Genomic DNA, 22,422 nt, shown 5'->3' on the forward strand with positions numbered 1-22,422 from the left:
TTCGGCCATGGCCCAGCGGAACACGTGGCAGCGCGAGCGCGTACGCAGCGCTCTGTCGGACGCGCCCGGGTTCGTCAGCGCGCAAGACCTGCACGCAGCGCTCCGCGGCGAGAACACCGGGATCGGGCTCGCGACCGTCTACCGCGCGCTCGCGAACCTCGCTGCGACCGGCGAGGCCGACCAGCTGCAGTCGCCCGAGGGCGAGGCGATCTACCGCGCCTGCGCCAGCACCGGTCATCACCACCACCTCATCTGCCGCAGCTGCGGCAAGGCCGTCGAGATCCAGGCCACCGAGGTCGAGACGTGGGCGCAGGCGACCGCCGCCGCGAACGGCTTCACGCAGGCCGAGCACGTCGTCGACATCTTCGGCACCTGCGCCGAGTGCGCGGCACGCGCGGCGGCTTCGGCCGACTGAGCCGTGACGGCTCGCACACGCACCGGGGAGGTGGCATCCGTCCGCGTCCATTCGCCCGGCACCCGCACACTCGTCGCGGTGTCGGTCGGCCTGGTCGTCGTCGGTGCGCTGCTGGCCCTCGCGCTGTGGACACCGCTGCCGGAGCTCCCGACCCGCGCGCAGGACGGCCTGACGCTCTCGCTCAGCGTGCTCATCGAGTCGCTGCCGTTCGTCGTGCTCGGCGTGCTGCTGTCGATCGTCGTGCAGGTGTGGGTGCCGCCGGGCGTGATCGAACGGTGGATGCCGCGAAACCCGTGGGGTCGCCGCGCCGTCCTGTCGCTCCTCGGCATGCTGATCCCGGTGTGCGAATGCGGCAACGTGCCGTTCGCGCGCGGGCTGATGATGCGCGGCTTCGCGGTGTCCGAGACGCTGACGTTCCTGATCGCGGCGCCGATCGTGAACCCGATCGTCATCATCACGACGCACCAGGCGTTCGGCTTCGACGACGGCGTGCTCGTGGCGCGGCTGCTCGGCGGCTACCTCATCGCCAACGTGATCGGGTGGCTGTACAGCCGGCACCCTGATCCCGACTCCCTCCTCACCGACCGCTTCCGCGACGCGTGCCTCGTCGAGCAGCAGGCGTCCGGTGACCGCTGGCGGCGCAGTCTCGCGCAGTTCGTCGTCGAGCTCCGCGCCGTCATGCCGGCGCTCATCATCGGCTCGGCGATCGCCGGGCTCGTGCAGGTCGTCATCCCGCGCGACGTGCTGCTCGCGATCGGATCGAACCCGGCGCTGTCGATCGCCGCGATGATCCTGCTCGCGATCGTCGTCGCGATCTGCTCGAACGTCGACTCGTTCTTCGCGCTGTCGTTCGCGTCGACGTTCACCCCCGGCGCGATCGTCGCGTTCCTGCTCGTCGGCCCGCTCGTCGACGTGAAGATGCTCGCGCTCCTGCGCACGACCTTCCGGACGCGCGTGCTCGCGGTGCTGGTCGTCACGGTGATCCTCTTCGCCGCCGCGATCGGAGGGGTGGTGAACCTCCTTGCGTGACACCATCTGGTTCCGTCTGCTCGGCGTCGGCCTCGCCGCGATCATCGCCGCCGTCACCGTCGCGCTCGCGCTGACCGGCCGCCTCGGGCTCTACATCAACCCGGACTCGGCCTGGTTCGCGGTGTCGATGGCCGTCGTCGCCCTCGTCGGCGCGGTGCTCAGCTGCACCCTGCGCCTCGGCGACGCCGCCGACCACGGGCACGACCACGGCGACGGGCACGGGCACGACGAGCACGGCCATACCGACGATGACCACGCCGAGCGGATGCCGCGCCGCGAGCTCGCCGGCACGGCGGCGAGCGTCGTCGGCGGCGTCCTCGCCGCGTCGGTGGCGGGCGCGATGCTCGTCGTCCCGCCGGCCACACTGTCGGCGGAGCTCGCGATGCAGCGCGACACCGGCTCGCCGCCGCTGTTCCAGGGCGCCGACGCCGTCGCCCTCGCGGTGATGGGCGACACCGACGCGTTCGGGGTCGGCGATTGGGCGAGCGTGTTCGCGACGGCGACCGACCCGCAGGCGTTCGACGGCACCGAGATCGCACTCACCGGGTTCGTCTCGCCAGGCTCCGACGGCTTCGACCTGACGCGCCTCGTCATCACGCACTGCGTCATCGACGCGCAGCCCGCCAGCCTCCCCATCGCGGCGGACGACGTCCCCGCCGACGGCAACTGGGTGACGGTGCGCGGCACGATCCGCGACGTGAACGGGCAGCTGCGCGTCGACGCGGCATCCGTCGAGGTCGTCGACGAGCCCGAGGACCCGTATGAGTTCTGACGCACCCCGCCGCGCGGATCGGCGTCGGGCCCGACTCTCGCGCGCGTTCGTCCTCCGCACACTCGCGGTCATCGGCGTGTTCGCCGTCGTCGCCGTGGTCACGGGCGTACTCACGACGGTGCAGGGCCCGCGGGTCACGTCGGTCGAGTCGGACCCGGCCGCGTCGGTGGCATCCGCAGGCTCGCGCATCATCTTCACGACGACGCAGTCGCTCGCCGAGGTCGACCCGTCGCAAGTGACCGTGAGCCCGGCGACCGACTTCACCGTCGACACCTCGGGCCGGAGTGTCGGCCTGCGGTTCGCGCTGCCGCTGTGGGACGACACCGAGTACACGGTGCGGATCGAGAGCGTGCGCGGTGTCGGCGGGGGACCGGATGCCACGATCGAGCAGACCTTCACGACGCCGGCGCTGCACGGGTTCGTGCTGCAGCGCGGCGACGAGACCGACACGATCTTCCGCGTCGACCTCGCCGGCGACGCGGTGCCAGTGTTCGAGCACCCGCACATCGAGGACTTCCGGGCGACGGCCGCGCGGCTCGTCGTCTCGACGATCGAGGACGACGTCTCGCACCTCATCGTGACGCGGCTCGACGGCTCGAGCCCCGAGGAGTTCGCACTCCCGGGCGAGGGCACGGTGACGAACCTGCAGAGCGCCGAGGCGGGCAACACGATCGGCTACACGTTCACGGACGCCGACATCTCGGCCGACCAGGGTCGCGAGAGCCTGCTCTTCACCGGTTCCACCGCCGACCCGGATGCCGCGCCGGTGCCCGTCGAACGCTCCGCGGGCGACGCGCGCGTCGAGGACTGGCGGTTCGTGCCGGCGACCGACAGCATCCTCATGCTCACGTTCGACGGCGCGCTCAGTCTCATCGCGCCCGACGGCGGCGATTCGGTCGCACTCGGCAACGCGATCGGCATCGACGACATCGCGGGCACCTCGGCCTACATCGAACGCGTCGAAGGGCCGGCCGTCGTCGATCTCGCGACGGCTGACGGGACCGCACTGGCCGCGACCGACGAGTCGCTCGGGCAGATCGGCTCGCTCCTCGCGCTCCCGGGCGGCGAAACGCTGCGCGCCCTCACGCCGTTCGACGGTCTCGACGCGCTCGACACGACGGTCGCCCGTGTTGACGCCGATGGCGAGGCGACACCTCTCGCGACGATCGCCGTCACCGACACGCTGCTGCAGTCATGCGTCTCGCCGAGCGGCCGGTACGCGGCGCTCGTCGTCGCGCCCGACGCGGTGTCGAACCCGTACGACGGCTACCTGCTGCCCCTGCCCGAACGCGTGGAGACCCGCGTCGTCGCGCTCGCCGACGGCGCCGAGGTCGTCGCCGTGTCGGGCTTCGACCTGTCGTGGTGCCGGCGGGCGCCGTCGCTGTGAGCGGGTTCGACCCGCTGGCAGGGGTGCGGCCGGTGACGCGCAACGACCTGCTCGGACTGCCGGCCGACGTCGCGCCGCGGCTGCTCGGCGGCGTGCTTCGCGTCGAGACGGCCGGTGGTGTCGTCGCGGTGCGGCTCACCGAGGTCGAGGCGTACCACGGGCAGGGCACCGGCGAGGCGCCCGACCCCGGTTCGCACGCGCGGATGGGCCGCACCGCGCGCAACGCCACGATGTGGGGCGAGCCCGGACACCTCTACGTCTACCTGAGCCACGGCATCCACTCGTGCGTCAATGTGGTGAGCGGGCCCGAGGGCGTCGCCGGCGGTATCCTGCTCCGTGCCGGCGAGGTGATCGAGGGAGCGGATGCCGCGCACGCGCGCCGCCCCGCGGCGCGGTCGGCCCGCGACCTCGCACGCGGCCCCGGCCGGTTCGGCGATGCGGTGGGGCTGCGGCATCCGCTGCACGACGGCATCGACGCGGTGACCGGTGAGGTGCAGGCGGGGGCTTCGGCGCGGCTGTTCGTGCGTTCGCGGCCGCTCGCCGAGGTGGCATCCGGTCCGCGGGTCGGCGTCGCGGGGGTCGCCGGGACCGCCGCGTTCCCGTGGCGCTTCTGGATCGCGGGCGACCCGACGGTGTCGGCGTTCCGCTGGGGCCGCGGCGCCCGCGAGGCCTGAGCCCCGCTTCAGGTGGCACCTCTTGTCGCTTCGCACCCGGGGTAGCGGCGTGTTCTGCCACCTGAGCAGGCGGTGAGCGGCCCATACCCGTGCCGCGGTGTGGTGTGCTGGAGCGGGGGAGGTGTGACATGACCGAAGTGGATGCCGCCGGGCGGCTGCGCGCCGCGCTCGACGCGACCGACTCGTCGGCTCGGGTGCAGGCGGCGATGACCGCGGGCACGCACCCGCACCCCACGTACGTGCCGGTGCTCGTGGCGCAGTGCCGCTTCGAGCCGGAGTTCCTCGTGCGCGAGATGCTCACGTGGGCGCTCACCCGGCACGACGCCGAGCAGGTCACCGATCTTCTCCTTCCGGAACTCGGCTCGCGCGGCGCGCAGGTGCGCAGCCAGGCGCTCCACACGCTCTCGAAGATCGGCGGGCCGCGGGTCTGGGCCGCCGTGACGACCGAACTCCTCACCGATCCCGAGGATCAGGTCGCCCGCGTCGCCTGGCGCACCGCCGTGCGCACCGCGCCCGAGACGGCGAAGCCCGAACTCGCGCGTGTGCTCGCGACGCAGCTCGCCCGAGGCGAGCGCGAGACGCAGCGCAGCCTGAGTGAAGCGCTCGCCGCGCTCGGTGAGCACGCCGAGCGGGTCGTCGCGCGCGCCGTCGCCGCGGGCGGGCCGTACGTCCGCACCCACGCCGCGGTCACCGCACGGCTGCTGCACGATCCCGAGCTGACCTTCGACGAGGCCGTCGCCGCGGTCGAGGCCGAGGCCGAGCAGCGGTGACCGACGAGCGGATGCCGCGTGCTGCGGCATCCTGAGTCAAGGCGACACGCCCGGCCGTGCTAGACTGACTCTTCGTCTGCGCGCACTCCAGCACGCAGTTCGCATCCCACCTCTTGAAGACGGTCTACGGCCGTGTCCGGAAGCGGGATGCAGACAAGGGATCTTGGGTGGGGCCGTCCGGCCTCACGGTACTAAGGAGAATCACTATGGCAGCAGTGTGCCAGGTGACAGGAGCTGTTCCCGGCTTCGGTCACAACATCTCGCACTCGCACCGCCGGACGAAGCGCCGCTTCGACCCGAACGTGCAGAAGAAGACCTACTACGTTCCTTCGCTTGGTCGCAAGATCACGCTGAACGTCTCGGCTAAGGGCATCAAGGTCATCGACGCCCGCGGCATCGAGTCGGTCGTGAAGGACCTCATCGCGAAGGGTGTGAAGCTCTAATGGCGAAGAAGGCTCAGGACGTCCGTCCGATCATCAAGCTGCGTTCGACCGCCGGCACGGGGTACACCTACGTGACGCGCAAGAACCGCCGCAACAACCCCGACCGCATCGTGCTCAAGAAGTACGACCCGGTGATCCGCAAGCACGTCGAATTCCGAGAGGAGCGCTGATCGCATGGCGAAGAAGAGCAAGATCGCGCGCAACAACCAGCGCGAGGTCATCGTCGCCCGCTACGCCGAGAAGCGTGCCGAGCTGAAGAAGACTCTCGTCGACCCGAACGCGACCGACGAGGCCCGCGAGGCCGCCCGCGTCGGCCTGCAGAAGCTTCCCCGCAACGCGTCGCCCGTGCGCCTGCGCAACCGCGACGCCATCGACGGACGCCCCCGCGGCCACCTGTCGAAGTTCGGCATCTCGCGTGTCCGCTTCCGCGAGATGGCGCACCGTGGCGAGCTGCCCGGCGTGACCAAGTCGAGCTGGTAAGCACTCGCTTCACGCACGAAACCCCCGTCTTCGGACGGGGGTTTCGTCGTTCCGGGGCGTCGCGCGTGCGGCATCCGCTCGGCGCGTGCGCTGACCGCGAGACAGCAGCCGCAGCCCGAAACGTTGGTCCACGACCGGTGTCTCGGGTTCCCACTGCTGTCTCGTGGTCCTGAGTCCGCGAGAGAACACATCCGCGCCGAGGGAACGGGTCGCGGTCGTACTCTCGGCGCGCAGGTGTTCTCTCGAGCGGATGCCACGGATGCCACGGATGCCGGGGCGTGAGCGGATGCCGGGATGCCGGGATGCCGCTGCGCGGCAGGCCCGAGCCAGCGCCTCAGGCGCGGACGAGGTCGATGCCGGCGGCGGTCAGATCGGACGCCGCCTACTCTGCGAGGCCCGCGTCCGTGATGACGGTGCCGACCTCGTCGAGGCGCAGGGCGCGGTACTTCGCGAAGCGGCCGTACTTCGAGCTGTCGGCCATGAGCACCGACCGCTCGGCGGATTCGACCGCGGCGCGCTTCGCCTCGATCTTCGCTTCGACCGGCGTCGTGACGCCGTGACCGAGGTTCCACGAACTCGACGAGATGAACGCCAGGTCGAGCGCAGAACTCAGGCAGAACGTCCGATTTCGAGCCGAATCGGATGCCTCGGAGCCGTGCAGCCTGAATTGCGACCGCCCCGCGCGGCCGACATCCGCCGAACCGCCGGAAAGCCGCGGAATTCCGCGGAAAGCGAAGTCGGACGCGACATTCGTCGCAACAGTCACTTCTGTTACGCGACACGCCGGGAAATTCACCTCCCGTTCCGCCGAAATCCGCGGAATCACGCGGTTCGTGGGTATATTCGGGACCGGTCGCACAGACCAGCCGACGGTTCCGCCGCCGGTCCGAGTAACTGAAGACGGCGATCAGCCGTCTGGAGGAGCACCATGGCCATCACCAAGACCGAACTCGTCGCCAGCATCGCCAGCGCCACCGGCGAGAGCCAGGCCACCGTCTCGCGCGTCGTCGACGGCCTGTTCTCGTCCGTCTCCGAGGCCGTCGCCAAGGGCGAGAAGGTTTCGATCCCCGGCTGGATCGCGTTCGAGCAGGTCGAGACTGCAGCTCGCACGGGCCGCAACCCGCAGACGGGTGCGGAGATCAAGATCCCCGCGGGCAAGCGCGTCAAGGTCAGCGCTGGTTCGAAGCTGAAGGCTGCCGTCAAGTAAGACGGACGCACGCGTACGAAGGGGGATGCCACGCGGCATCCCCCTTCTGCGTTCCCGCACGACCGCCCGCGCGGCGGAGGCACAGGCGGCGCGCGTAGGCTGGCACGGTGAACCCGCGCGCCCTTCGCTTTGCCGGGCCCGCGATCCTGGGACTGTCCGCGCTCGTCGCCCTCCTGATCGGGTTGGCCTTCGGTGGTGGCGCGGCCCCGCTCGCGGTGCTCGATGCCGGTCCCTTCGTGCGGTGGGGGCTCCCGATCGCCGAGCTCGTCGTGAACCTCTCCGCCGCGCTCCTCGTCGGGTCGCTCGTGGTGGCGCTGTTCGCCCTGCAGGCGGGCACACCGGAGTTCGACAGGGCGTTGGATGCCGCCTCCGCAGGCGCCGCGATCCTCACCGTGGCAAGCGCCACGACCGCCTTCCTGACCTTCCTCAACGCCTTCCCCACGCAGCTCAGCGCTGACGCGGCGTTCGGGCAGCAGCTGGGCCGGTTCCTCGTCGACACGGAACCGGGTATCGCCTGGTTGATCGTGACGATCGCGGCCGCCGTGCTGACGGTGCTCACCTTCGCCGTCCGCGGATGGATCCCGACGCTCCTGATCGCGGGTCTCGCGATCGCGGCGCTCATCCCGATGGCGATGGTCGGTCACGCCGGATCCGAGGCGAACCACAACACCGCCGTCACCGCGCTCGCGCTGCATATCATCGGCGCCGCGGTCTGGCTCGGTGGGCTCCTCATCGTCATCCTGCTGCGGCCGCTCCTCGACCGTGATCGTGTCGCGGCGGTGCTCGGCCGCTACTCGAGCATCGCGCTCGCCGCGTTCATCGTCGTCGCGCTGTCGGGCACGGCCCGCGCGATCGTCGGCATCGTCTCGCTCGACGACCTGCTCACGCCGTACGGCGCCTTGCTGCTGGTGAAGATCGTCGCGCTCGTGGCGATGGGGGTGCTCGGGGCGATCTATCGTCGGCACCTCATCCGCGGCATCCGGGATGCGGCGACCGCCGCCCGATTCTGGACCCTCGTCGCCGTCGAGGTCGTGTTCATGGGCATCGCGTCGGGTGCGGCGGTCGCACTGTCCGTGACGCCGCCGCCGGTCGACACGACGCTCCCGAGCGCTGCGACCCCGGCGGAGTACCTCACAGGTGCCCCGCTGCCGCCCGAGCTCACGCCGATCCGTTGGCTCACCGCCTGGGACGTCGACCTCATCTGGGCGTTCGCGGTCGGCTTCGGCGTTTTCTTCTACGCGGCCGGCGTGTGGCGGCTGCACCGTCGCGGCGACCGGTGGCCGGTGTGGCGGACGGTGTTGTGGATGCTGGGGCTCGCCGTGCTGCTCTGGGTGACCTGCGGCTCGGTGAACGCGTACCAGGACTACCTGTTCAGCATGCACATGATCGGCCACATGCTGCTGTCGATGGCGATCCCGCTGTGCCTCGTCTTCGGCGCGCCGGTGACCCTGGCGTCGCGTGCGATCCGCAAGCGCGACGACGGCAGCCGCGGCGGACGCGAGTGGATCCTGTGGGCCGTGCACAACCCGCTGGCTCGGGTGCTGACGCATCCGCTTGTCGCGGCGGGGCTGTTCATCGGCTCGCTGTGGGCGTTCTACTACACCGACATCTTCCGCTGGACCTTGTACGACCACATCGGGCACGAGTGGATGGTGGCGCACTTCCTCATCACTGGATACCTCTTCGTGCTGTCGCTCGTCGGCATCGACCCGGTGCCGTACCGCTTGCCGCACCCGGGTCGGCTGCTCACCCTCATCGGTGTGATGGCGATGCACGCGTTCTTCGGCATCTCGATCATGATGTCGTCGGGCCTGTTCGTCGCGGAGTGGTTCGGCTCGATGGGGCGCACCTGGGGTGCCGATCCGCTCGCCGACCAGTACATGGGCGGCGGTGTCGCCTGGTCGATCGGCGAGATCCCGACGCTCATCCTCGCGATCGTCGTCGCCGTGCAGTGGAGCCGCTCGGACGCGCGCCAGCAGAAGTCGGCCGACCGCCACGCCGACCGCACCGGCGACGCCGAGCTCGAGGCCTACAACGCCCGCCTCGCGAAGATCGCTGAGCGCGACGCGCGAGCGTCGCGCTCAGGAGGGTGACGGCACTGGAGCGCGACGCGCGAGCGTCGCGCTCGGGAGGCTGACGCCGCGGCATCCGCCCGTCAGTTCGAGGCGGAGACCGCGATCGAGGCGGTGCCATCGGGGAGGATCGTGATCTTCCCCGTGATGAAGAAGGGCACCTCCTCCTTCACGTCGAAGAGCGTGCCGTCGAAAAGCGACTGGATCTGCACGTCGATTTTCGCGACGGCCTGGGTGCGGGTGATCGCCCAGTCGGCGCCGTCGGGTTCGAGCGCGACGGTGGGCTGCTCGGTGATCGACCACGTCGGGGCTTCGACGATGCGATTGCGGACGTAATAGCCGAACGGGCAGCCGGTGGGCTGCAGCACCTTCTGGGTGGCGCAGTCGGCGAGGAACGTCTCGACTTTCGTCTGGACGACGTCGATGAACGCGGCGGTGGGCTCGGCCTGGAACGAGACTGGGACGGCCGCGAGCGGCGCGTCGGTGAGCACGGCGACCCCCGCGCTCGCGGTCGTCGCGGTGTCGACGGTGATGGAGTACAACCCGGGCGAGAATGCGAGCATCGACACCGGTTCGAGCGGGTCGGCTTCGGGGCCGTCAGGGGAGATCTGCCGCTTGTCGACCGCGAACCCGTTGACGAGGAACTGCATCGACCCGCGCACGGCGAGTTCGATGACCGCGAGGGGGCTCTCGGCGAACCGCCACGTCGGTGCGACCCCGATGGAACCGTCCCGTTCGACGTCGAACGTCGTGGTGCCGGCGTGCCCGCCGACCCGGTACGAGACGGTCACCGCGGTGTCGCCGTCATCACGCACCTTCTCGGAGACGACCTCGATGTCGCTGAGCGGGGCGAGTGCCTCACCGCGCAGGAGCGCAGCGCTGGCGGTGTCGGGCAGGTCCGCGCCGGTGAGCTCGTCCGAGTCGACCGACACCCCGGGGAGCAGCAGCGCGTCGCTCGCGCGTCCGTCGGCGAGGAGCTGCAGGTATTCGAGGACGAACGCGGTCGGGCTGTAGAACTGCCGATACAGCGCGTTGCCGCCGGCGTACAGGGCGCCCGCCAACAGCACGCCCACGAGGGCCAGCGCGGTCAGATCGAACGCGAGCTTGCGGCGGCGCCGTCGCTCGGCGACGGTCGAGGTGCGCGTGGGGGTGTCGGGCACGGCGGCATCCGCCCCTTCCTCTTCACCGATACGCTCCACGTGTTCAGTCTAGGAACCCCCGGCTGATAGCTACCATGGTTCCGGTGAGCACGCCGCCCCTGTCGCCCGAACAGGACGCGCTCTTCCGTCTCATCGAAGACACCCGTGAGCACGTGTTCGTCACCGGCCGCGCGGGAACCGGCAAGTCGACGCTGCTGCAGCACCTCGCGTGGAACACCGAGAAGCAGATCGCCGTCTGCGCGCCGACCGGCGTCGCGGCACTGAACGTCGAGGGGCAGACGATCCATTCGCTGTTCAAGCTGCCGATCGGGCTCATCGCCGACAGTGAGCTCGAACAGTCGGATGCCACGCGCAAGATCCTGAACGCGATCGACACGCTCATCATCGACGAGATCTCGATGGTGAACGCCGACGTGATGGATGCGATCGACCGGTCGCTGCGCCAGGCGCGCCGCCGCCGCTCGGAGCCGTTCGGCGGCGTGCAGGTCGTGATGTTCGGCGACCCGTATCAGCTGTCGCCGGTGCCGCCTCGCGGCGACGAGCTGCGCTACATCCAGGACCACTACCGGTCGTTCTGGTTCTTCGACGCGCAGGTGTGGGCCGGTCCCCGAGCAGATGGCGGGGCGATCCGCTCCGACGGGCTCCTCGACCTCGGGCGGGTCGGTGCGCCCCTGCACATCGCCGAGCTGCGCGACATCCACCGTCAGTCGGATGACGACTTCAAGGCGATGCTGAACGCCGTGCGGCACGGGATCGTGACGGCGGACATCGCCGGCGCGCTGAACGCCGCGGGTTCGCGCACGCCGCCGGAGCCAGCGGAGGGCGAGGTGCCGGTCATCACCCTCGCGACGCGGAACGACATCGTGAACCGCATCAATCAGCGTCATCTGGACGCGCTGCCGGGTCCCGTGCAGACGGCGCGGGCCGAGATCAGCGGCGACTTCGGTCGGAACGACGCGTATCCCGCCGACCCGGAGCTGCAGTTGAAGGTGGGCGCGCAGGTGATGTTCCTGCGCAACGACATCGGCGGCTACGGCGGTGACGGCCCGCGCTGGGTGAACGGGTCGATCGGCACGGTGACCCGCATCGCCGGCGCGAACGTCCGCGTCGAGCTCGACGGCGAGGAGCACGACGTCGAGCCCGCGGTCTGGGAACGGTTCCGCTACGCGTACGACCCGGGCACCCGCAAGCTGACGCGTGAGATCGTCGCGGAGTACACGCAGTTCCCGCTTCGGCTCGCGTGGGCGGTCACGATCCACAAGTCGCAGGGCAAGACCTACGACCGCGCGATCGTCGACCTCGGCACGGGGGCCTTCGCTCCCGGCCAGACGTACGTCGCGCTGTCGCGGCTCACCTCGCTCGACGGGCTCTACCTGTCGCGCCCGCTGCGCCCCGCCGACATCCTGGTCGACCGCGACGTGCGCCGCTTCATGGCCGGCGTGCGCGCCGCGGCATCCGCCACAGCAGGCGGCGCGACGGCGGGCGAACCCGCCGCCGACTGAGCCCGGTCAGGCCGCGGACGCCGCCTTCGCCGCGGCGAGGTCGACGAACAGCTCGGTGTTGAAGCGGTACGCGAGGAGCACCTCGTCGATCACGCGCTCGCGCTCGGCGGCGTCCCAGGGCGCGGCATCCAATTGCTCGCGATACACGTCCTTGAAGGCGTGCGGGTCGGCGATCTCGTCGAAGATGTAGAACCCGATGCCGTTCGTCTCGAACCCGAACTGGCGCGCCATCACTTTGCCGATGAACTGGCCGCCCGACAGGTCGCCGAGGTAGCGCGTGTAGTGGTGGGCGACGAAGCCGCCTGGCCACGTCGCGCCGACCTCGTTGATGCGTGCGACGTAGCGCGCGGTGGTCGGGAGCGGGGTGACCTGGTCGCGCCAGTCATCGCCCAGCAGGAACTCCAGGTCGGCCTCGAGCGCGGGGAGCCGCGTCAGCTTCTCGCTGATGAAGACGGATGCCAGCGGGTCGCTGCGCATCCGTGCGGCGGCAGCCTCGAGCGCCTCGTAGATGAACCAGTGCTGGGCGACGAGCGCGATGTAGTCCTCGCGCGTCCCGTTCCCTCGCATGAGGTCGGTCATGAAGCCGGCGCCCTCGCTGGAGGAGTGCGCCGCAGACGAGCGCTCGCGCACGGCGGTGGAGAACGGGATGAGTTCGGACATGGCCAGAAGCGTACAGTAAGGCTCAGCTAACCTGAAGGTGCAATTTCTCGTAGGCTGACGGCATGCCCCACGTCTTCGAGCCGCAGGTGGTGACGGCGGTCCTCGCGCACATGAACGACGACCACCGCGACGACAACGTCCTCATCGCGCGCGCGTTCTCGCCGCTGCCCGACGTCATCTCCTCGACGATGACCACGTTCGACGGCGCCGCCGGCCAGTGGCACGTCATCACGGCCGACGGCGCGGAGGACGTCATCCGCGTGCCGTGGCCGGGCGGGGCGATCTCGGAACGACCCCATGTGCGACGCGAGATCGTGGCGCTCTACGACGCCGCGTGCGCGCGCCTGGGCGTGGAGCCGCGCCCGCACTGAGGCTGCGCGGCGCAGGGCGGACCGGGCGCGGTGTGTTGTAATCGTCTGAGGCTTCAGACGGGGGGTGACCGGCGCGTGAGGAACATCGGCATTCGACGGGCGATCGCGGGGGTGGCGGCGGCCGCACTCGCCGTCGGTCTGGCGGCGTGCGCCCCCGCGGCCGAGGTCATCGATCTCGGGATCGATCAGGTGGATGCCGCGTTGCCCGACGACGTCCGGGCGCAGCTCCAAGCCGCCACCGAGACGGCGATGTCCGCGACCGGTTCTCCGGGCGCCATCGTCGGTGTGTACGCGCCGTGGGCGGGCGAGTGGGTTGCCGGACTCGGCACGACGAGCCCGGAAGGTTCGGCGGTCAGCGCCGACATGACCATCAGAGCGACGGCTGCGACGCGCTCGATGACGTGCGATGTGCTGTACGCCCTGGTGGAGAACGGCACCGTCGGAGTGGACGACGCGGTGTCGGAGTGGACCGACTCGTATCCCAACGTGAAGGACATCACGCTCGGGCAGCTGTGCGACGGCACGAGCGGTATCGGCGAGTACACCGATTCGATCCTCGCGCGCGTCCTCGCAACGCCCGAGCGGGTCTGGACCGCCGGGGAGCTCGCGGCGTACGGGCTCTCGAAGGAGCGTGCGTTCGACGCGGGGACGCAGTTCGCCCCGTCGGACACCGGCTACGTGCTGTTGGGCATCGTCCTCGAGCGCGTGACCGGCATGTCGCTGCCGCAGCTCTATACGAAGTACGTGTTCGAGCCGCTGGGGATGTCCAACAGCCGATATGGCGCGACGGCACTCACGGACCATGCGCTCGGTGGGTTCTACTCGGTGCGTTCGGACGACGGCAGCCTCAATTGCGCCTCGCCGCGTGATCTCACCGCGCTGTCGCCGAGCGTCGGTGCGGGTGCGACCGGCGTGGAGTCGACGGTCGAGGACCTCGCAATCTATGCACGCGCGCTCGCGTCGTCGGCGCGCCCGTACGATACCGAAGACCGGTTCGCCGATGCTCGTCCCGCCGGTGCCAACCAGCCGTCGTGGTTCACCGCCGACGGCGGTGCGTTCCAGGCGGGCACCCTGATCGGCCAGCACGGATCGATGCCGGGCGCGATGACCGCCGTGTACGCGGACCGGGAGACCGGGCTTGCCGTCGTGGTATCGCTGAGCAACTCCCGCGCGTCGTCCGCGGTCGTCAGGCTCCTTGCGTGGCAGCTCGCCGCGATCGCCTCGAAGGCACCGGCCGCCGACGGTCGCACCGCCCCCGAGTCGGGGCTGCCGTGGACGGCTGAGAGCCTCGCGGGGCAAATCGGCGACCTCGCCATCTGCTCGTGACGCGAACCGGAGCACCGGCCTCCGCGGCCGGTCTCGTGGTCGTCGGGCTGGCGTGCCAAGAGGCCGGCGCCTCGCTCGCCGTCCTGCTGTTCCCGCAGATGGGGCCCCTCGGCATGGTCATGCTGCGGCTGGTCTTCTCGGCGCTGGTGCTGCTCCTGATCGCGAGGCCGTCGTTCCGCGGCCACAGGTCGTCGGCGTGGCGTGCAGCGGTGCAGCTCGGCACGGCGCTCGCCGTCATGAACGCGTGCTTCTACCTCGCGCTCGAGAAGCTGTCACTCGGGGTCGCGGTGACGATCGAAGTGCTCGGACCGCTGGTGCTGTCGATCGTCGCGAGCCGCCGGGCGTCGGCGTGGGCGTGGGCAGGGCTGGCGTTCGCGGGCGTGCTCGCGCTGGGTGCCGGCGGCTGGGGCGACATCGACCCCGTCGGCGTGCTCTTCGCCCTCGGCGCGGGCGCGTGCTGGGCCTGGTACATCCTGTCGTCTGCCCGGGTCGGCGCCGAGTTCCGGAAGCTCGACGGGTTGGCGCTCGCGATGGTCGTCGGGGCAGCGATCTCGCTGCCGTTCGGCATCGTGAACGCCGGGGAGTCCCTCCTCCGCATCGATCTCGTCGCGCTCGGGGCAGCGGTCGCGCTGCTGTCGTCGACCATCCCCTACGCGCTCGAACTGGTGGCGCTCCGCCGGCTCACCGCCGCGGCGTTCTCGATCCTCATGGCACTCGCGCCGGCGACGGCCGCGCTCGCCGGCTTCCTGCTGCTCGGGCAACACCTCACCGTCTGGGAGATGGGGGGCATCGTCCTCGTGATCGCCGCGTCGATGGGCGCGATCCGCGCTGGGGGCCGCCGCGCGGACGATATCGCCGAGCCGATCGGCTGACGGTGCGCTTGACTGGGCGCATGACCGTCGTCGTCTGCGGCCCCGCCGCGTGGAATCACCTCATCCTGCTCGATCGCCTCCCCGAGCCCGTCCCGCACATGCAGTTCGCCTCCGCCTCGGTGCGCACCGTGGGAGGCACGTCGGCCGGAAAGGCGGTGCACCTGGCGGATGCCGGTGTCGCCGTCCGACTGCATGCCCTGCTCGGCGAGGACGCCGAGGGCGTGGCAGTTGCCGAGGCGCTGCGGCGCGCCGACGTCGAAGTGGTGCGGCACGTGAGCGCGGTCACCGAGCAGCACGTGAACCTGATGACCGACGAGGGCGCACGGGTGTCGCTGTACGTCGCCACGCCATCGCCCGTCGACGCGTCCGCTGTCGACACGTCACTCGCCGACCTGGCGACCGCCGAGGTCGCGGTCGTCGATCTCAGCGTCTTCGGGGCCGAACTGATACGGCGTGGCGTCGGCGGCCCGGTCTGGACCGACCTCCACGACTACGACGGGTCCTCGGCATTCCACGAGCCGTTCCTGCGTGCCGCTGAGGTCGTCTTCATGAACGACGACGCGGTCGACGACCCGTGGGCGCTGCTGCGAGCGTGCGTCGACCGCGGCCCTCGCCTGGCTGTCTGCACGCGAGGTGCCGACGGAGCGATCGCGCTGGGCGCGGACGGCACGCGATACGCCGTGACCGCGGCATCCGTCGACGTCGTCGACACCAATGGCGCGGGCGACGCCTTCTTCGCCGGATTCCTCGCCGCGCATCTGGCGGGCGCCGACGTTGACACATGCCTCGCGGCGGGCGCGCAGCAGGCTGTCGTCGCACTGGAGTCCGCCCACTTGCACCCCGCGCTCGCCTGAGCGCGCGCGGCGTCCGTCGCCGAGCGCGCCACTTCGTGCCGAGCGCGCCATCGGATGTCGCGCAGCGCACAGCGCGCTCGGCACGAGGGGGCGCTTTCGCGGGGTGGGCGACGCCGGCTCAGGCCGCGTGGGCGAGGGCGCCGGCGGCGGCGAGGAGGGGGTGCGGCCCGAGCGCCGCGGTCGCCGTTGCGCGACCCTCGGCATCCGTCACCGCGCGGGCGGATGCCGGGTCAGGCTTCGGAGCTGATCTCCTCGTGACCGACCGAGCGTGCCTCGAGGTAGGCGCAGAGCTCGGCCGCGACGCTCAACTCGGCGGCCATCCCCTGCAGCTGGTGACTATTGAGGATCGTCGTGTCGGGCTGCGGTTCGATCGTGATGCGCCAGCCCGGCGCGCCGATCTCGGTCGGCTCCATGAACACCGAGACGGTCGCGTTGAGCAGTGGGACGACCACGAGACCGGTGTCACCGCCGTCCGACCCGTCCTGCACCACGACCTTGATCAGATCACCGGCGCCTCGCGCATCGTGGAACTCCGCGACCCAGGCTTCGAGGGTCTCTTTGCTGCGGAACGGCATTTCTCGGTCCCTTCGTGTGGGCGATGCATGCGGTGCGGGGTCGAATCGGCGTCGAAGGCGACCCCTGCCGCGAGGTCTTCATCTATTCTCGATGAGATCGGTGCAATCGGCACCGTCCGGAGGGAATCAGGTGGCGGACGTCGACACGCAGACCAGCGGGTACTGGTACGACGATGCCCCCGGACAGCGCGATCGCGCTCGCCGTGTGCTCGAGTCGCTGCGGACCTACCGGGCTGCCGAGGCCGCGATGCGTCGTCGCACGCGCGATTCGATGGCGATGGGCGAGAACGAGCTGCTCGCGCTCCGCTTCCTCCTGCGGCAGCCCGACCACACGTCGCGGCCGTCCGAGCTCGTGAAGTACCTCGGCGTCACGTCGGCATCGGTCACCACGATGCTCGACCGGCTCGAGAAGACCGGTCGCGTGCAGCGCATCGCCAACCCGAACGATCGGCGGAGCGTCTTCATCCGTGCGACGCCGCACGCCGACGAAGAGGTCCGCGAGACCCTCGGCCGCATGCACCAGTTGATGTACGAGGTGGCGCTCCAGCTGACGCCCGAGGCGCAGGATCACGTCGAGGACTTCCTCCGTCGGATGGCCGACGCGGTAGACGGCGTCGAGCCACCGGCATCCGATCTTCCATAACCGCTCGTCTCCGGGCGCGCAACACCGTTCCCTCGGGCGCCCGGTCCGGGTGAGCATGTCGGCATGCGCTGCATCACCTACGCCGGAGAGACCGTCATCACCACCGACGACGTGGCCGAGGTGCTCGTCGACCTGACCGCGGCGATCGCGAGCGCGGGACGCGCCGACGCGGTCGGCATCCCGATCGTCTTCGAGGGGACCGATGAGGTCGGCGAGGCGGAGCTCGTCATCGGCGTCGGCAACGACGTCCTTTCGGTGCCGGTGCGCTGGGAGGGTGCCGAGCCGGACTTCTCGGATGCCGCGGCCGCCCTGCGGCGGCATCCGCTCTACCCCTCGGAGGTCGATGTCGTGGCCGACACCACGTTCGTCGATGACCCGGACATGTACTGGGATCCAGACCTCGACGGGTTCGACCGCCGCTGACGTCAGAACGGCCAGATCAGCGGCACGTAGACGACCGCGATGACGACGTACACGACGCTCAGGGGCAGACCCAACCGCCAGTAGTCCTCGAACCGGTAGCCGCCCGGTTGCATCACCATCAGGTTCACCGGCGTCGCGATCGGGGTGAGGAACGCAGCGGCGCCCACCACCGCGAGCGCCATCATGAACGGCTGGATGCTCACCTCCAGCGCTGCCGCGAACGAGACGGCGATGGGCGCCATGACGAGCACCGTGGCCACGTTCGACACGAACTGTCCGAGGACGAGCGTCAGCAGGCAGAGGACGAGCAGCGCGAGGTGTGGCGACCCACTCCCGGTCACGCCCAGCACTGCCGTCGAGATCAGGTCGGCCGCGCCGGACGCGACGAACGCGGCAGAGAGCGGGATCATGCCGGCGATCAGCACGACCGTGTTCCACGAGATCGCTCGGAACGCCTGCGGCACCGACAGCACCCGCGTCACGAGCAGCGCGCCCGCGGCGCACAGTCCGACGACGACCGGCGGGACCAGCCCGGTCGCGAGCGCGACGACGGCGAGCGCGACGATCGCGATCGCTCGACGTGCGCCCCTGCCCATCGGCACCGCGCGTTGCATCGAGCGTGAGGATGCCACGGCGATGACGTCGGGCGACGACGTGTACCGGTGGAGCGCCTCCCAGTGCCCGTGCACGAGTACGGCGTCGCCCGGCTGCAGGGTGAGCGAACCGGCTGTCGCGCGGCCGTCGTCGACGTGGGGGGAGCGGTCGCCACGGCGAAGCGCGAGCACGATGAGGTTCTCGTCGCGTGTCGCCATCCCCGGCGACACGGTGCGGCCGATCAGCGTCGAGCGCGGCGCGATGAGCACCTCGGCGACGCCGTGGTCGCCGTCGATGAGGGCGTCCGCGTCGAGATCGACCCGGTAGTCGGCGCGCCACGAGGCCAGGCTCTCCCCGGGGTCGACGACTGCCACCTCAAGCCGGTCCGGGGTGCGGTGGGGCAACGAGCGCTCCTGGAGGAGGATGCCGAGGGTCACAGTCGCGAGCACGAGCGGGATGCCGACGAGCGCGAACTCGAAGTAGCCGAACTCCCGCCCGCCCGCCGCGGCAGCCGCCTCGGAGACGACGATGTTCACGGGCGTGCCCGAGAGGGTCAGCATCGACCCGGCGCTCGCCGCGAACGCGAGCGGGATGAGGAGCTTCGACGGCACGATCCCAGCGCGGGTGGCGACGATGACGACGACCGGGAGCAGCGCTGCCACCGCACCGTTGATACTGATGACGGCGGCGAGCAGCGCCGCCGTGAGGCCGATGGTGGCCATCAGGCGCACCCTGCCCGAGACCCGCGGACCCTGTAGGCGCCGAGCGATCCACGCCGTCACCCCGGTGGCATCCAGTGCCTCACTGATCACGAACAGTGCGGCGATGAACAGCACGATCGGGTCGCTGAAGCCGGCGAGGGCGGCGTCGAGGTCGATGACCCCGGTGGCCCAGAGCAGCAGCGGGACCGCGAGGGCGACGACGACGAGCGGAACCCGGTTCGTCACGAACCCGACGATCGCGAGACCCAGCACCGCGAACGTCACGATCGCGCCGTCCATGTCGACCTCCCCCTGCCGTCGGCCGATCCAGCATGTCACGGACTGCGGGCTGCGGATCGAGCCGTGCATGCGCAGGTCGGCGACGGGTTCGGCGCGAGAATGGCACCATGCCGATCCGTGATGCCCGCCCCGTCGACGCCGAACGCATCGCGGAGATCTACAACGACGCCGTGCAGCACACCACGGCGATCTGGAACGACGAGACGGTGGATGCCGCGAATCGTCGGGGCTGGATCGCAGATCGGCAGGCGCACGGGTTTCCGGTGATCGTCGCGGTGGATGCCGACGATGACGTGCTCGGCTATGCCTCGTTCGGCCCGTGGCGGGCCTTCGACGGCTACCGGCACACCGTCGAGCACTCGGTGTACGTGCGCGGCGATCAGCGCGGCGCGGGCCTCGGCCCGGCGCTCATGGCGGAGCTCGTCGAGCGCGCGCGGCAGCGCGGCACGCACGTGATGGTCGCCGGCATCGATGCCGAGAACGCGGGCTCGATCCGGCTGCATGAGCGCATGGGCTTCGCCGCGACCGGCACGCTGCGCCAGGTCGGCATGAAGTTCGGGCGGTGGCTCGACCTGACGTTCATGCAGCTCGTGCTCGACGAGCGACCGGCGCCGCCGGAGGGGTGAGTGCTCCGCTCGAGGACTCCGTAAGTGGAGGGGCTGACGGGAATCGAACCCGCGCTATCTGCTTGGGAAGCAGAAGTTCTGCCATTGAACTACAGCCCCGTGCGCCCGTAGGCGCCCGGCAAGCTTAGCAAAGCGGCATCCGCTCACCGCACGGCGTGGGATGCTTCGAACGTGACTGACGACGTCCGCAATGTGCATGAAGCCCTCTCCGCCATCGCCGAACACTGGCAGCCGCACCGACTCACCAGCATCAACGACTACGACGTCAAGGTGGTCAAGCTCCAGGGGGAGTTCGTGTGGCACACGCACCCCGACACCGATGAGCTGTTCATGGTGGTGAGCGGCACGCTCACCATCCAGCTCCGCGATCGCGATGTCGTGCTCGGCCCGAACGACGTGTTCGTCGTCCCGAAGGGTGTCGAGCACTGCCCGAAGGCCGACGAAGAGGTGCACGCGATCCTCGTCGAGCCGAAGGGAACGGTGAACACGGGGGATGCCGGTGGGGACAGGACCTCGCCGCTGCGCGAGCTTGGCTGACCTCGACCCCCGAGGACCAAGAAGCGCCCCGGCAGTCCGCCGGGGCGCTTCTCGTATCGCGTCAGGTCAGGACACGCGCCACGAGCGGGCGTCGTCGTTGAATGAGCCGAGGCTCGACGCGTTCGTCTGGTAGCCGTAGGTAGAGCCCGTGTAGCCGGTGCCGGAGAACAGGGCGGTCTTGCAGCCGTTGTAGCTCTTGAATGCGGACACGCGGCCGTTCCAGCCGTACTCGCCGAGGTTCGGCATCCCGTAGGTGTACGACGAGCAGTTGGCACCGGAGTACGCCATGGCGAACGAGCCGCCGCCGTAGTTGACGTCGTCGAAGATGCGGGAGATCAGGACGGCCGGCGCAGCAGACGCGGCCCGAGCCGTGGTCGAGGTCGACGACGTGGAGGTCTTGCGGGAGGCAGTGCTCTCCACGAGCGTGAGGCCCGTCTCTTCCTTGACCGCCGTGGCGAGGTCGTCCTCGTTCTCGACGCAGACGCTCTGGCCGTAGTCCAGCGACGTGACGCAGTGCTTGCCCGGTTCGATGCGCGGCTCGAAGCGGGGCTCGATGATCGGCTCCTCCGCCGCTGCGGGAGCCGGCTTGGCGCCGACGGTGCTGGGCGTCGCCTGCGCACCGGCGGTCGGTGCGAGCAGCATGAGCGCCAGGATGGCGGCGCCGGCGAGCGAGGTCGCCATTCGAGTCTTCACTACGTTGTCCCCTTGCAGTCGTGCCGACCTGGCGGTGGCGGCTCATTCCATTCCACTCGGCCCCATATGGCGGTGCAACTCGCCGCGAGGGCGAATGTCGATTCCAGAACGGTTTGAGACGCATTGGTTTCGGCGGACATATGGGCGTGCAGAATCGTGGAGACGCACTCCGCGGATCGGACATATCCGGCCGCAAAAACCTTGAGACGCTTTTCGAGAGGTGGACATAGCGAGATGTGCAGGCAGTTTTGCAGGGGACGGGAATGAGCGAGCTGATCTCGGAGCAGATGAGCGATCGCGAGCTTTTCGCGCGCCTTCGCGCCGATGAGATCGTCGCCTTCTCGGTGCTTTTCGATCGTCATCGCGCCCCGGTGTACTGGGCCGCGATGACGACGCTGCGGTCCGTGCAAGACTCCGAAGAGGTCGCGGCCGACGCCTTCCTCACGATGTGGGTGAAGCGCAAGTCGATCACCTTGTACGGAGAGTCGGCGCTGCCCTGGCTGCTCGTCACTGCGCAAAACCTCGCACGCAATCGAGCTCGCGCGAACCGGCGCCGGCCGGCCGAATCGATCGACCTGTTCCCCGAGCCCGCCTCGCAGGCGCCGGGTACCGAGGACAAGATCGCGACCGACGACGCCATCGCCCGACTTCGCACCGCCGTCGATCGGCTTGAGCCGACGGATCGGGCGATCTTCGAGCTTTGCATTCTCGAAGACCTGCCCTACAAGCAGGCGGCGACACGCTTGGGGACCACGCACGGGTCGATCCGGAACCGTCTGTCGCGATTGCGGCAACGGCTGCGGAACGATCTCGATCTCAATGGGGGAGACTGAGATGAGCTGGACGGATCTGCCGGACGGCGTCAACAGACGCATCACGTCCTTGGTGCGAGACGGGATCATTTCGCACACCAGACGGGTGCGCCGCGCGCGCATCGTGACCGCGACCGTCGTCGGCGTGTCGCTCGTCGCCGGTGGGACGGCGAGCACGGCGCTCGTGCTCGCTGGGCAGTCCGAACGGGCGCGCAGCGCGTACTGCTACAGCGAAACGAGCCTCACCAGCGAACAAGAGCAAGTCTCCCTGCCGCCCGAGATCATCGATGGCGTCGGCGACGACGAGGTCGTTCGTGCCGCGAAGCGGGCTGCGATGGCAGAAGACCTTTGCGGTGCGCTGTGGCGCGCGGGCGTCTTCTCCGAGACCGGAACGTCTGCCAACCCGGATCTCGCGATCTGCGAAGCGGATGACGGCGTGCTCGCCGCGCTGCCGAAGTTCGACGGCGTGACCGACTCCCGCCTCTGTGAAGAAATGGGGCTGCTGGCACTCGTCCGCTGATCGG

General features: G+C 70.0%; 28 protein-coding genes and 1 tRNA gene. 22 read left to right on the forward strand and 7 right to left on the reverse strand.

The annotated features are described in order from the left end of the window. Positions 1-7: 7 nt before the first annotated feature. From QNI14_RS06875 to rpsN, 9 genes are all read left to right on the forward strand, one after another. Positions 8-415, forward strand: coding sequence for a Fur family transcriptional regulator (locus QNI14_RS06875; protein ID WP_283715753.1), 408 nt, complete (start codon positions 8-10; stop codon positions 413-415). Between the two features lie 30 nt (positions 416-445). Beyond that, complete coding sequence (locus QNI14_RS06880) at positions 446-1,444, forward strand: permease (RefSeq protein WP_430539251.1); 999 nt, start codon at positions 446-448, stop codon at positions 1,442-1,444. Then, entirely contained in the window at positions 1,437-2,216 is a 780-nt protein-coding gene (locus QNI14_RS06885) for a TIGR03943 family putative permease subunit (protein WP_283715755.1), read from the forward strand. The genes QNI14_RS06880 and QNI14_RS06885 overlap by 8 nt, the downstream gene beginning before the upstream one ends. After that, the gene (locus QNI14_RS06890; protein ID WP_283715757.1) at positions 2,206-3,603 is read left to right on the forward strand and encodes a hypothetical protein; all 1,398 of its coding nucleotides are present in this window, start codon (positions 2,206-2,208) and stop codon (positions 3,601-3,603) included. The genes QNI14_RS06885 and QNI14_RS06890 overlap by 11 nt, the downstream gene beginning before the upstream one ends. A 23-nt stretch (positions 3,604-3,626) precedes the next feature. Then, a complete protein-coding gene (locus QNI14_RS06895; RefSeq protein WP_430539252.1) occupies positions 3,627-4,277 on the forward strand; it encodes a DNA-3-methyladenine glycosylase in 651 nt (216 codons plus the stop codon). Between the two features lie 128 nt (positions 4,278-4,405). Beyond that, positions 4,406-5,047, forward strand: coding sequence for a HEAT repeat domain-containing protein (locus QNI14_RS06900; RefSeq protein ID WP_283715758.1), 642 nt, complete (start codon positions 4,406-4,408; stop codon positions 5,045-5,047). Between the two features lie 206 nt (positions 5,048-5,253). After that, positions 5,254-5,490: a 50S ribosomal protein L28 gene (gene rpmB, locus QNI14_RS06905; RefSeq protein WP_005051771.1), complete on the forward strand. Its 237-nt coding sequence runs from the start codon at positions 5,254-5,256 to the stop codon at positions 5,488-5,490. Next, positions 5,490-5,660 (forward strand): 50S ribosomal protein L33, encoded by a 171-nt coding sequence (rpmG, locus tag QNI14_RS06910; protein WP_005051772.1) that lies wholly within the window; start codon positions 5,490-5,492, stop codon positions 5,658-5,660. Before rpmB ends, rpmG begins: the two co-directional genes overlap by 1 nt. A 4-nt stretch (positions 5,661-5,664) precedes the next feature. Then, positions 5,665-5,970 carry a 30S ribosomal protein S14 gene (gene rpsN, locus QNI14_RS06915; protein WP_018187657.1) on the forward strand — a complete coding sequence of 102 codons (306 nt, stop codon included), beginning with the start codon at positions 5,665-5,667 and terminating at the stop codon, positions 5,968-5,970. A gap of 382 nt (positions 5,971-6,352) precedes the next feature. Here rpsN and QNI14_RS06920 read toward each other — a convergent pair whose 3' ends face one another. After that, positions 6,353-6,736: a sugar phosphate isomerase family gene (locus tag QNI14_RS06920; protein ID WP_283715766.1), complete on the reverse strand. Its 384-nt coding sequence runs from the start codon at positions 6,734-6,736 to the stop codon at positions 6,353-6,355. A gap of 162 nt (positions 6,737-6,898) precedes the next feature. Between QNI14_RS06920 and QNI14_RS06925 the strand changes: the two genes are divergently transcribed. Beyond that, positions 6,899-7,177: an HU family DNA-binding protein gene (locus tag QNI14_RS06925; RefSeq protein WP_184214831.1), complete on the forward strand. Its 279-nt coding sequence runs from the start codon at positions 6,899-6,901 to the stop codon at positions 7,175-7,177. 107 nt (positions 7,178-7,284) lie between these two features. Beyond that, complete coding sequence (locus tag QNI14_RS06930; RefSeq protein ID WP_283715768.1) at positions 7,285-9,270, forward strand: bifunctional copper resistance protein CopD/cytochrome c oxidase assembly protein; 1,986 nt, start codon at positions 7,285-7,287, stop codon at positions 9,268-9,270. A gap of 62 nt (positions 9,271-9,332) precedes the next feature. Here the strand turns inward: QNI14_RS06930 and QNI14_RS06935 are convergent, their stop codons facing one another. Next, positions 9,333-10,439 (reverse strand): hypothetical protein, encoded by a 1,107-nt coding sequence (locus tag QNI14_RS06935; protein WP_430539253.1) that lies wholly within the window; start codon positions 10,437-10,439, stop codon positions 9,333-9,335. A gap of 44 nt (positions 10,440-10,483) precedes the next feature. On the opposite strand from QNI14_RS06935, the gene QNI14_RS06940 reads away from it, so the two are divergent. Continuing rightward, on the forward strand, positions 10,484-11,911 hold the full coding sequence (locus QNI14_RS06940) for an ATP-dependent DNA helicase (protein WP_283715770.1): 1,428 nt from the start codon (positions 10,484-10,486) through the stop codon (positions 11,909-11,911). A gap of 6 nt (positions 11,912-11,917) precedes the next feature. On the opposite strand, the gene QNI14_RS06945 is transcribed toward QNI14_RS06940, so the two are convergent. After that, positions 11,918-12,571 carry a biliverdin-producing heme oxygenase gene (locus QNI14_RS06945; RefSeq protein ID WP_283715771.1) on the reverse strand — a complete coding sequence of 218 codons (654 nt, stop codon included), beginning with the start codon at positions 12,569-12,571 and terminating at the stop codon, positions 11,918-11,920. 62 nt (positions 12,572-12,633) lie between these two features. Between QNI14_RS06945 and QNI14_RS06950 the strand changes: the two genes are divergently transcribed. From QNI14_RS06950 to QNI14_RS06965, 4 genes are all read left to right on the forward strand, one after another. Beyond that, on the forward strand, positions 12,634-12,942 hold the full coding sequence (locus QNI14_RS06950) for a DUF2470 domain-containing protein (protein ID WP_283715772.1): 309 nt from the start codon (positions 12,634-12,636) through the stop codon (positions 12,940-12,942). 75 nt (positions 12,943-13,017) lie between these two features. Then, a complete protein-coding gene (locus tag QNI14_RS06955) occupies positions 13,018-14,268 on the forward strand; it encodes a serine hydrolase domain-containing protein (protein WP_283715773.1) in 1,251 nt (416 codons plus the stop codon). Next, positions 14,265-15,140 (forward strand): EamA family transporter, encoded by an 876-nt coding sequence (locus QNI14_RS06960; RefSeq protein ID WP_283715774.1) that lies wholly within the window; start codon positions 14,265-14,267, stop codon positions 15,138-15,140. Before QNI14_RS06955 ends, QNI14_RS06960 begins: the two co-directional genes overlap by 4 nt. Before the next feature lie 20 nt (positions 15,141-15,160). Continuing rightward, positions 15,161-15,994, forward strand: a complete 834-nt coding sequence (locus QNI14_RS06965; RefSeq protein ID WP_283715775.1) for a carbohydrate kinase family protein — start codon at positions 15,161-15,163, stop codon at positions 15,992-15,994. A 230-nt stretch (positions 15,995-16,224) separates the two neighbouring features. Here the strand turns inward: QNI14_RS06965 and QNI14_RS06970 are convergent, their stop codons facing one another. Continuing rightward, a complete protein-coding gene (locus QNI14_RS06970; protein WP_283715776.1) occupies positions 16,225-16,569 on the reverse strand; it encodes a hypothetical protein in 345 nt (114 codons plus the stop codon). A gap of 130 nt (positions 16,570-16,699) precedes the next feature. Here QNI14_RS06970 and QNI14_RS06975 point away from each other — a divergent pair, with 130 nt between their 5' ends. Next, positions 16,700-17,212 (forward strand): MarR family winged helix-turn-helix transcriptional regulator, encoded by a 513-nt coding sequence (locus QNI14_RS06975; RefSeq protein ID WP_283715777.1) that lies wholly within the window; start codon positions 16,700-16,702, stop codon positions 17,210-17,212. A 63-nt stretch (positions 17,213-17,275) separates the two neighbouring features. Further along, positions 17,276-17,635: a hypothetical protein gene (locus QNI14_RS06980; protein WP_283715778.1), complete on the forward strand. Its 360-nt coding sequence runs from the start codon at positions 17,276-17,278 to the stop codon at positions 17,633-17,635. A gap of 2 nt (positions 17,636-17,637) precedes the next feature. On the opposite strand, the gene QNI14_RS06985 is transcribed toward QNI14_RS06980, so the two are convergent. Further along, entirely contained in the window at positions 17,638-19,230 is a 1,593-nt protein-coding gene (locus QNI14_RS06985) for an SLC13 family permease (RefSeq protein WP_283715780.1), read from the reverse strand. Between the two features lie 107 nt (positions 19,231-19,337). Here QNI14_RS06985 and QNI14_RS06990 point away from each other — a divergent pair, with 107 nt between their 5' ends. Further along, a complete protein-coding gene (locus tag QNI14_RS06990; protein WP_283715781.1) occupies positions 19,338-19,856 on the forward strand; it encodes a GNAT family N-acetyltransferase in 519 nt (172 codons plus the stop codon). A 25-nt stretch (positions 19,857-19,881) separates the two neighbouring features. Here the strand turns inward: QNI14_RS06990 and QNI14_RS06995 are convergent. Then, positions 19,882-19,955: transfer RNA gene (locus QNI14_RS06995), tRNA-Gly, on the reverse strand. A gap of 72 nt (positions 19,956-20,027) precedes the next feature. Between QNI14_RS06995 and QNI14_RS07000 the strand changes: the two genes are divergently transcribed. Then, positions 20,028-20,393 carry a cupin domain-containing protein gene (locus QNI14_RS07000; RefSeq protein ID WP_283715783.1) on the forward strand — a complete coding sequence of 122 codons (366 nt, stop codon included), beginning with the start codon at positions 20,028-20,030 and terminating at the stop codon, positions 20,391-20,393. A gap of 66 nt (positions 20,394-20,459) precedes the next feature. On the opposite strand, the gene QNI14_RS07005 is transcribed toward QNI14_RS07000, so the two are convergent. Beyond that, on the reverse strand, positions 20,460-21,074 hold the full coding sequence (locus QNI14_RS07005; protein WP_283715784.1) for a beta/gamma crystallin family protein: 615 nt from the start codon (positions 21,072-21,074) through the stop codon (positions 20,460-20,462). 275 nt (positions 21,075-21,349) lie between these two features. Here QNI14_RS07005 and QNI14_RS07010 point away from each other — a divergent pair, with 275 nt between their 5' ends. Beyond that, a complete protein-coding gene (locus tag QNI14_RS07010) occupies positions 21,350-21,919 on the forward strand; it encodes an RNA polymerase sigma factor (protein ID WP_283715785.1) in 570 nt (189 codons plus the stop codon). A gap of 124 nt (positions 21,920-22,043) precedes the next feature. Further along, entirely contained in the window at positions 22,044-22,418 is a 375-nt protein-coding gene (locus QNI14_RS07015) for a hypothetical protein (RefSeq protein WP_283715786.1), read from the forward strand. The last annotated feature ends 4 nt before the right edge of the window (positions 22,419-22,422 follow it).

It is taken from the genome of Microbacterium dauci (assembly GCF_030065535.1).
In the GTDB taxonomy this organism is placed as follows: Bacteria; Actinomycetota; Actinomycetes; order Actinomycetales; family Microbacteriaceae; genus Microbacterium; species Microbacterium dauci.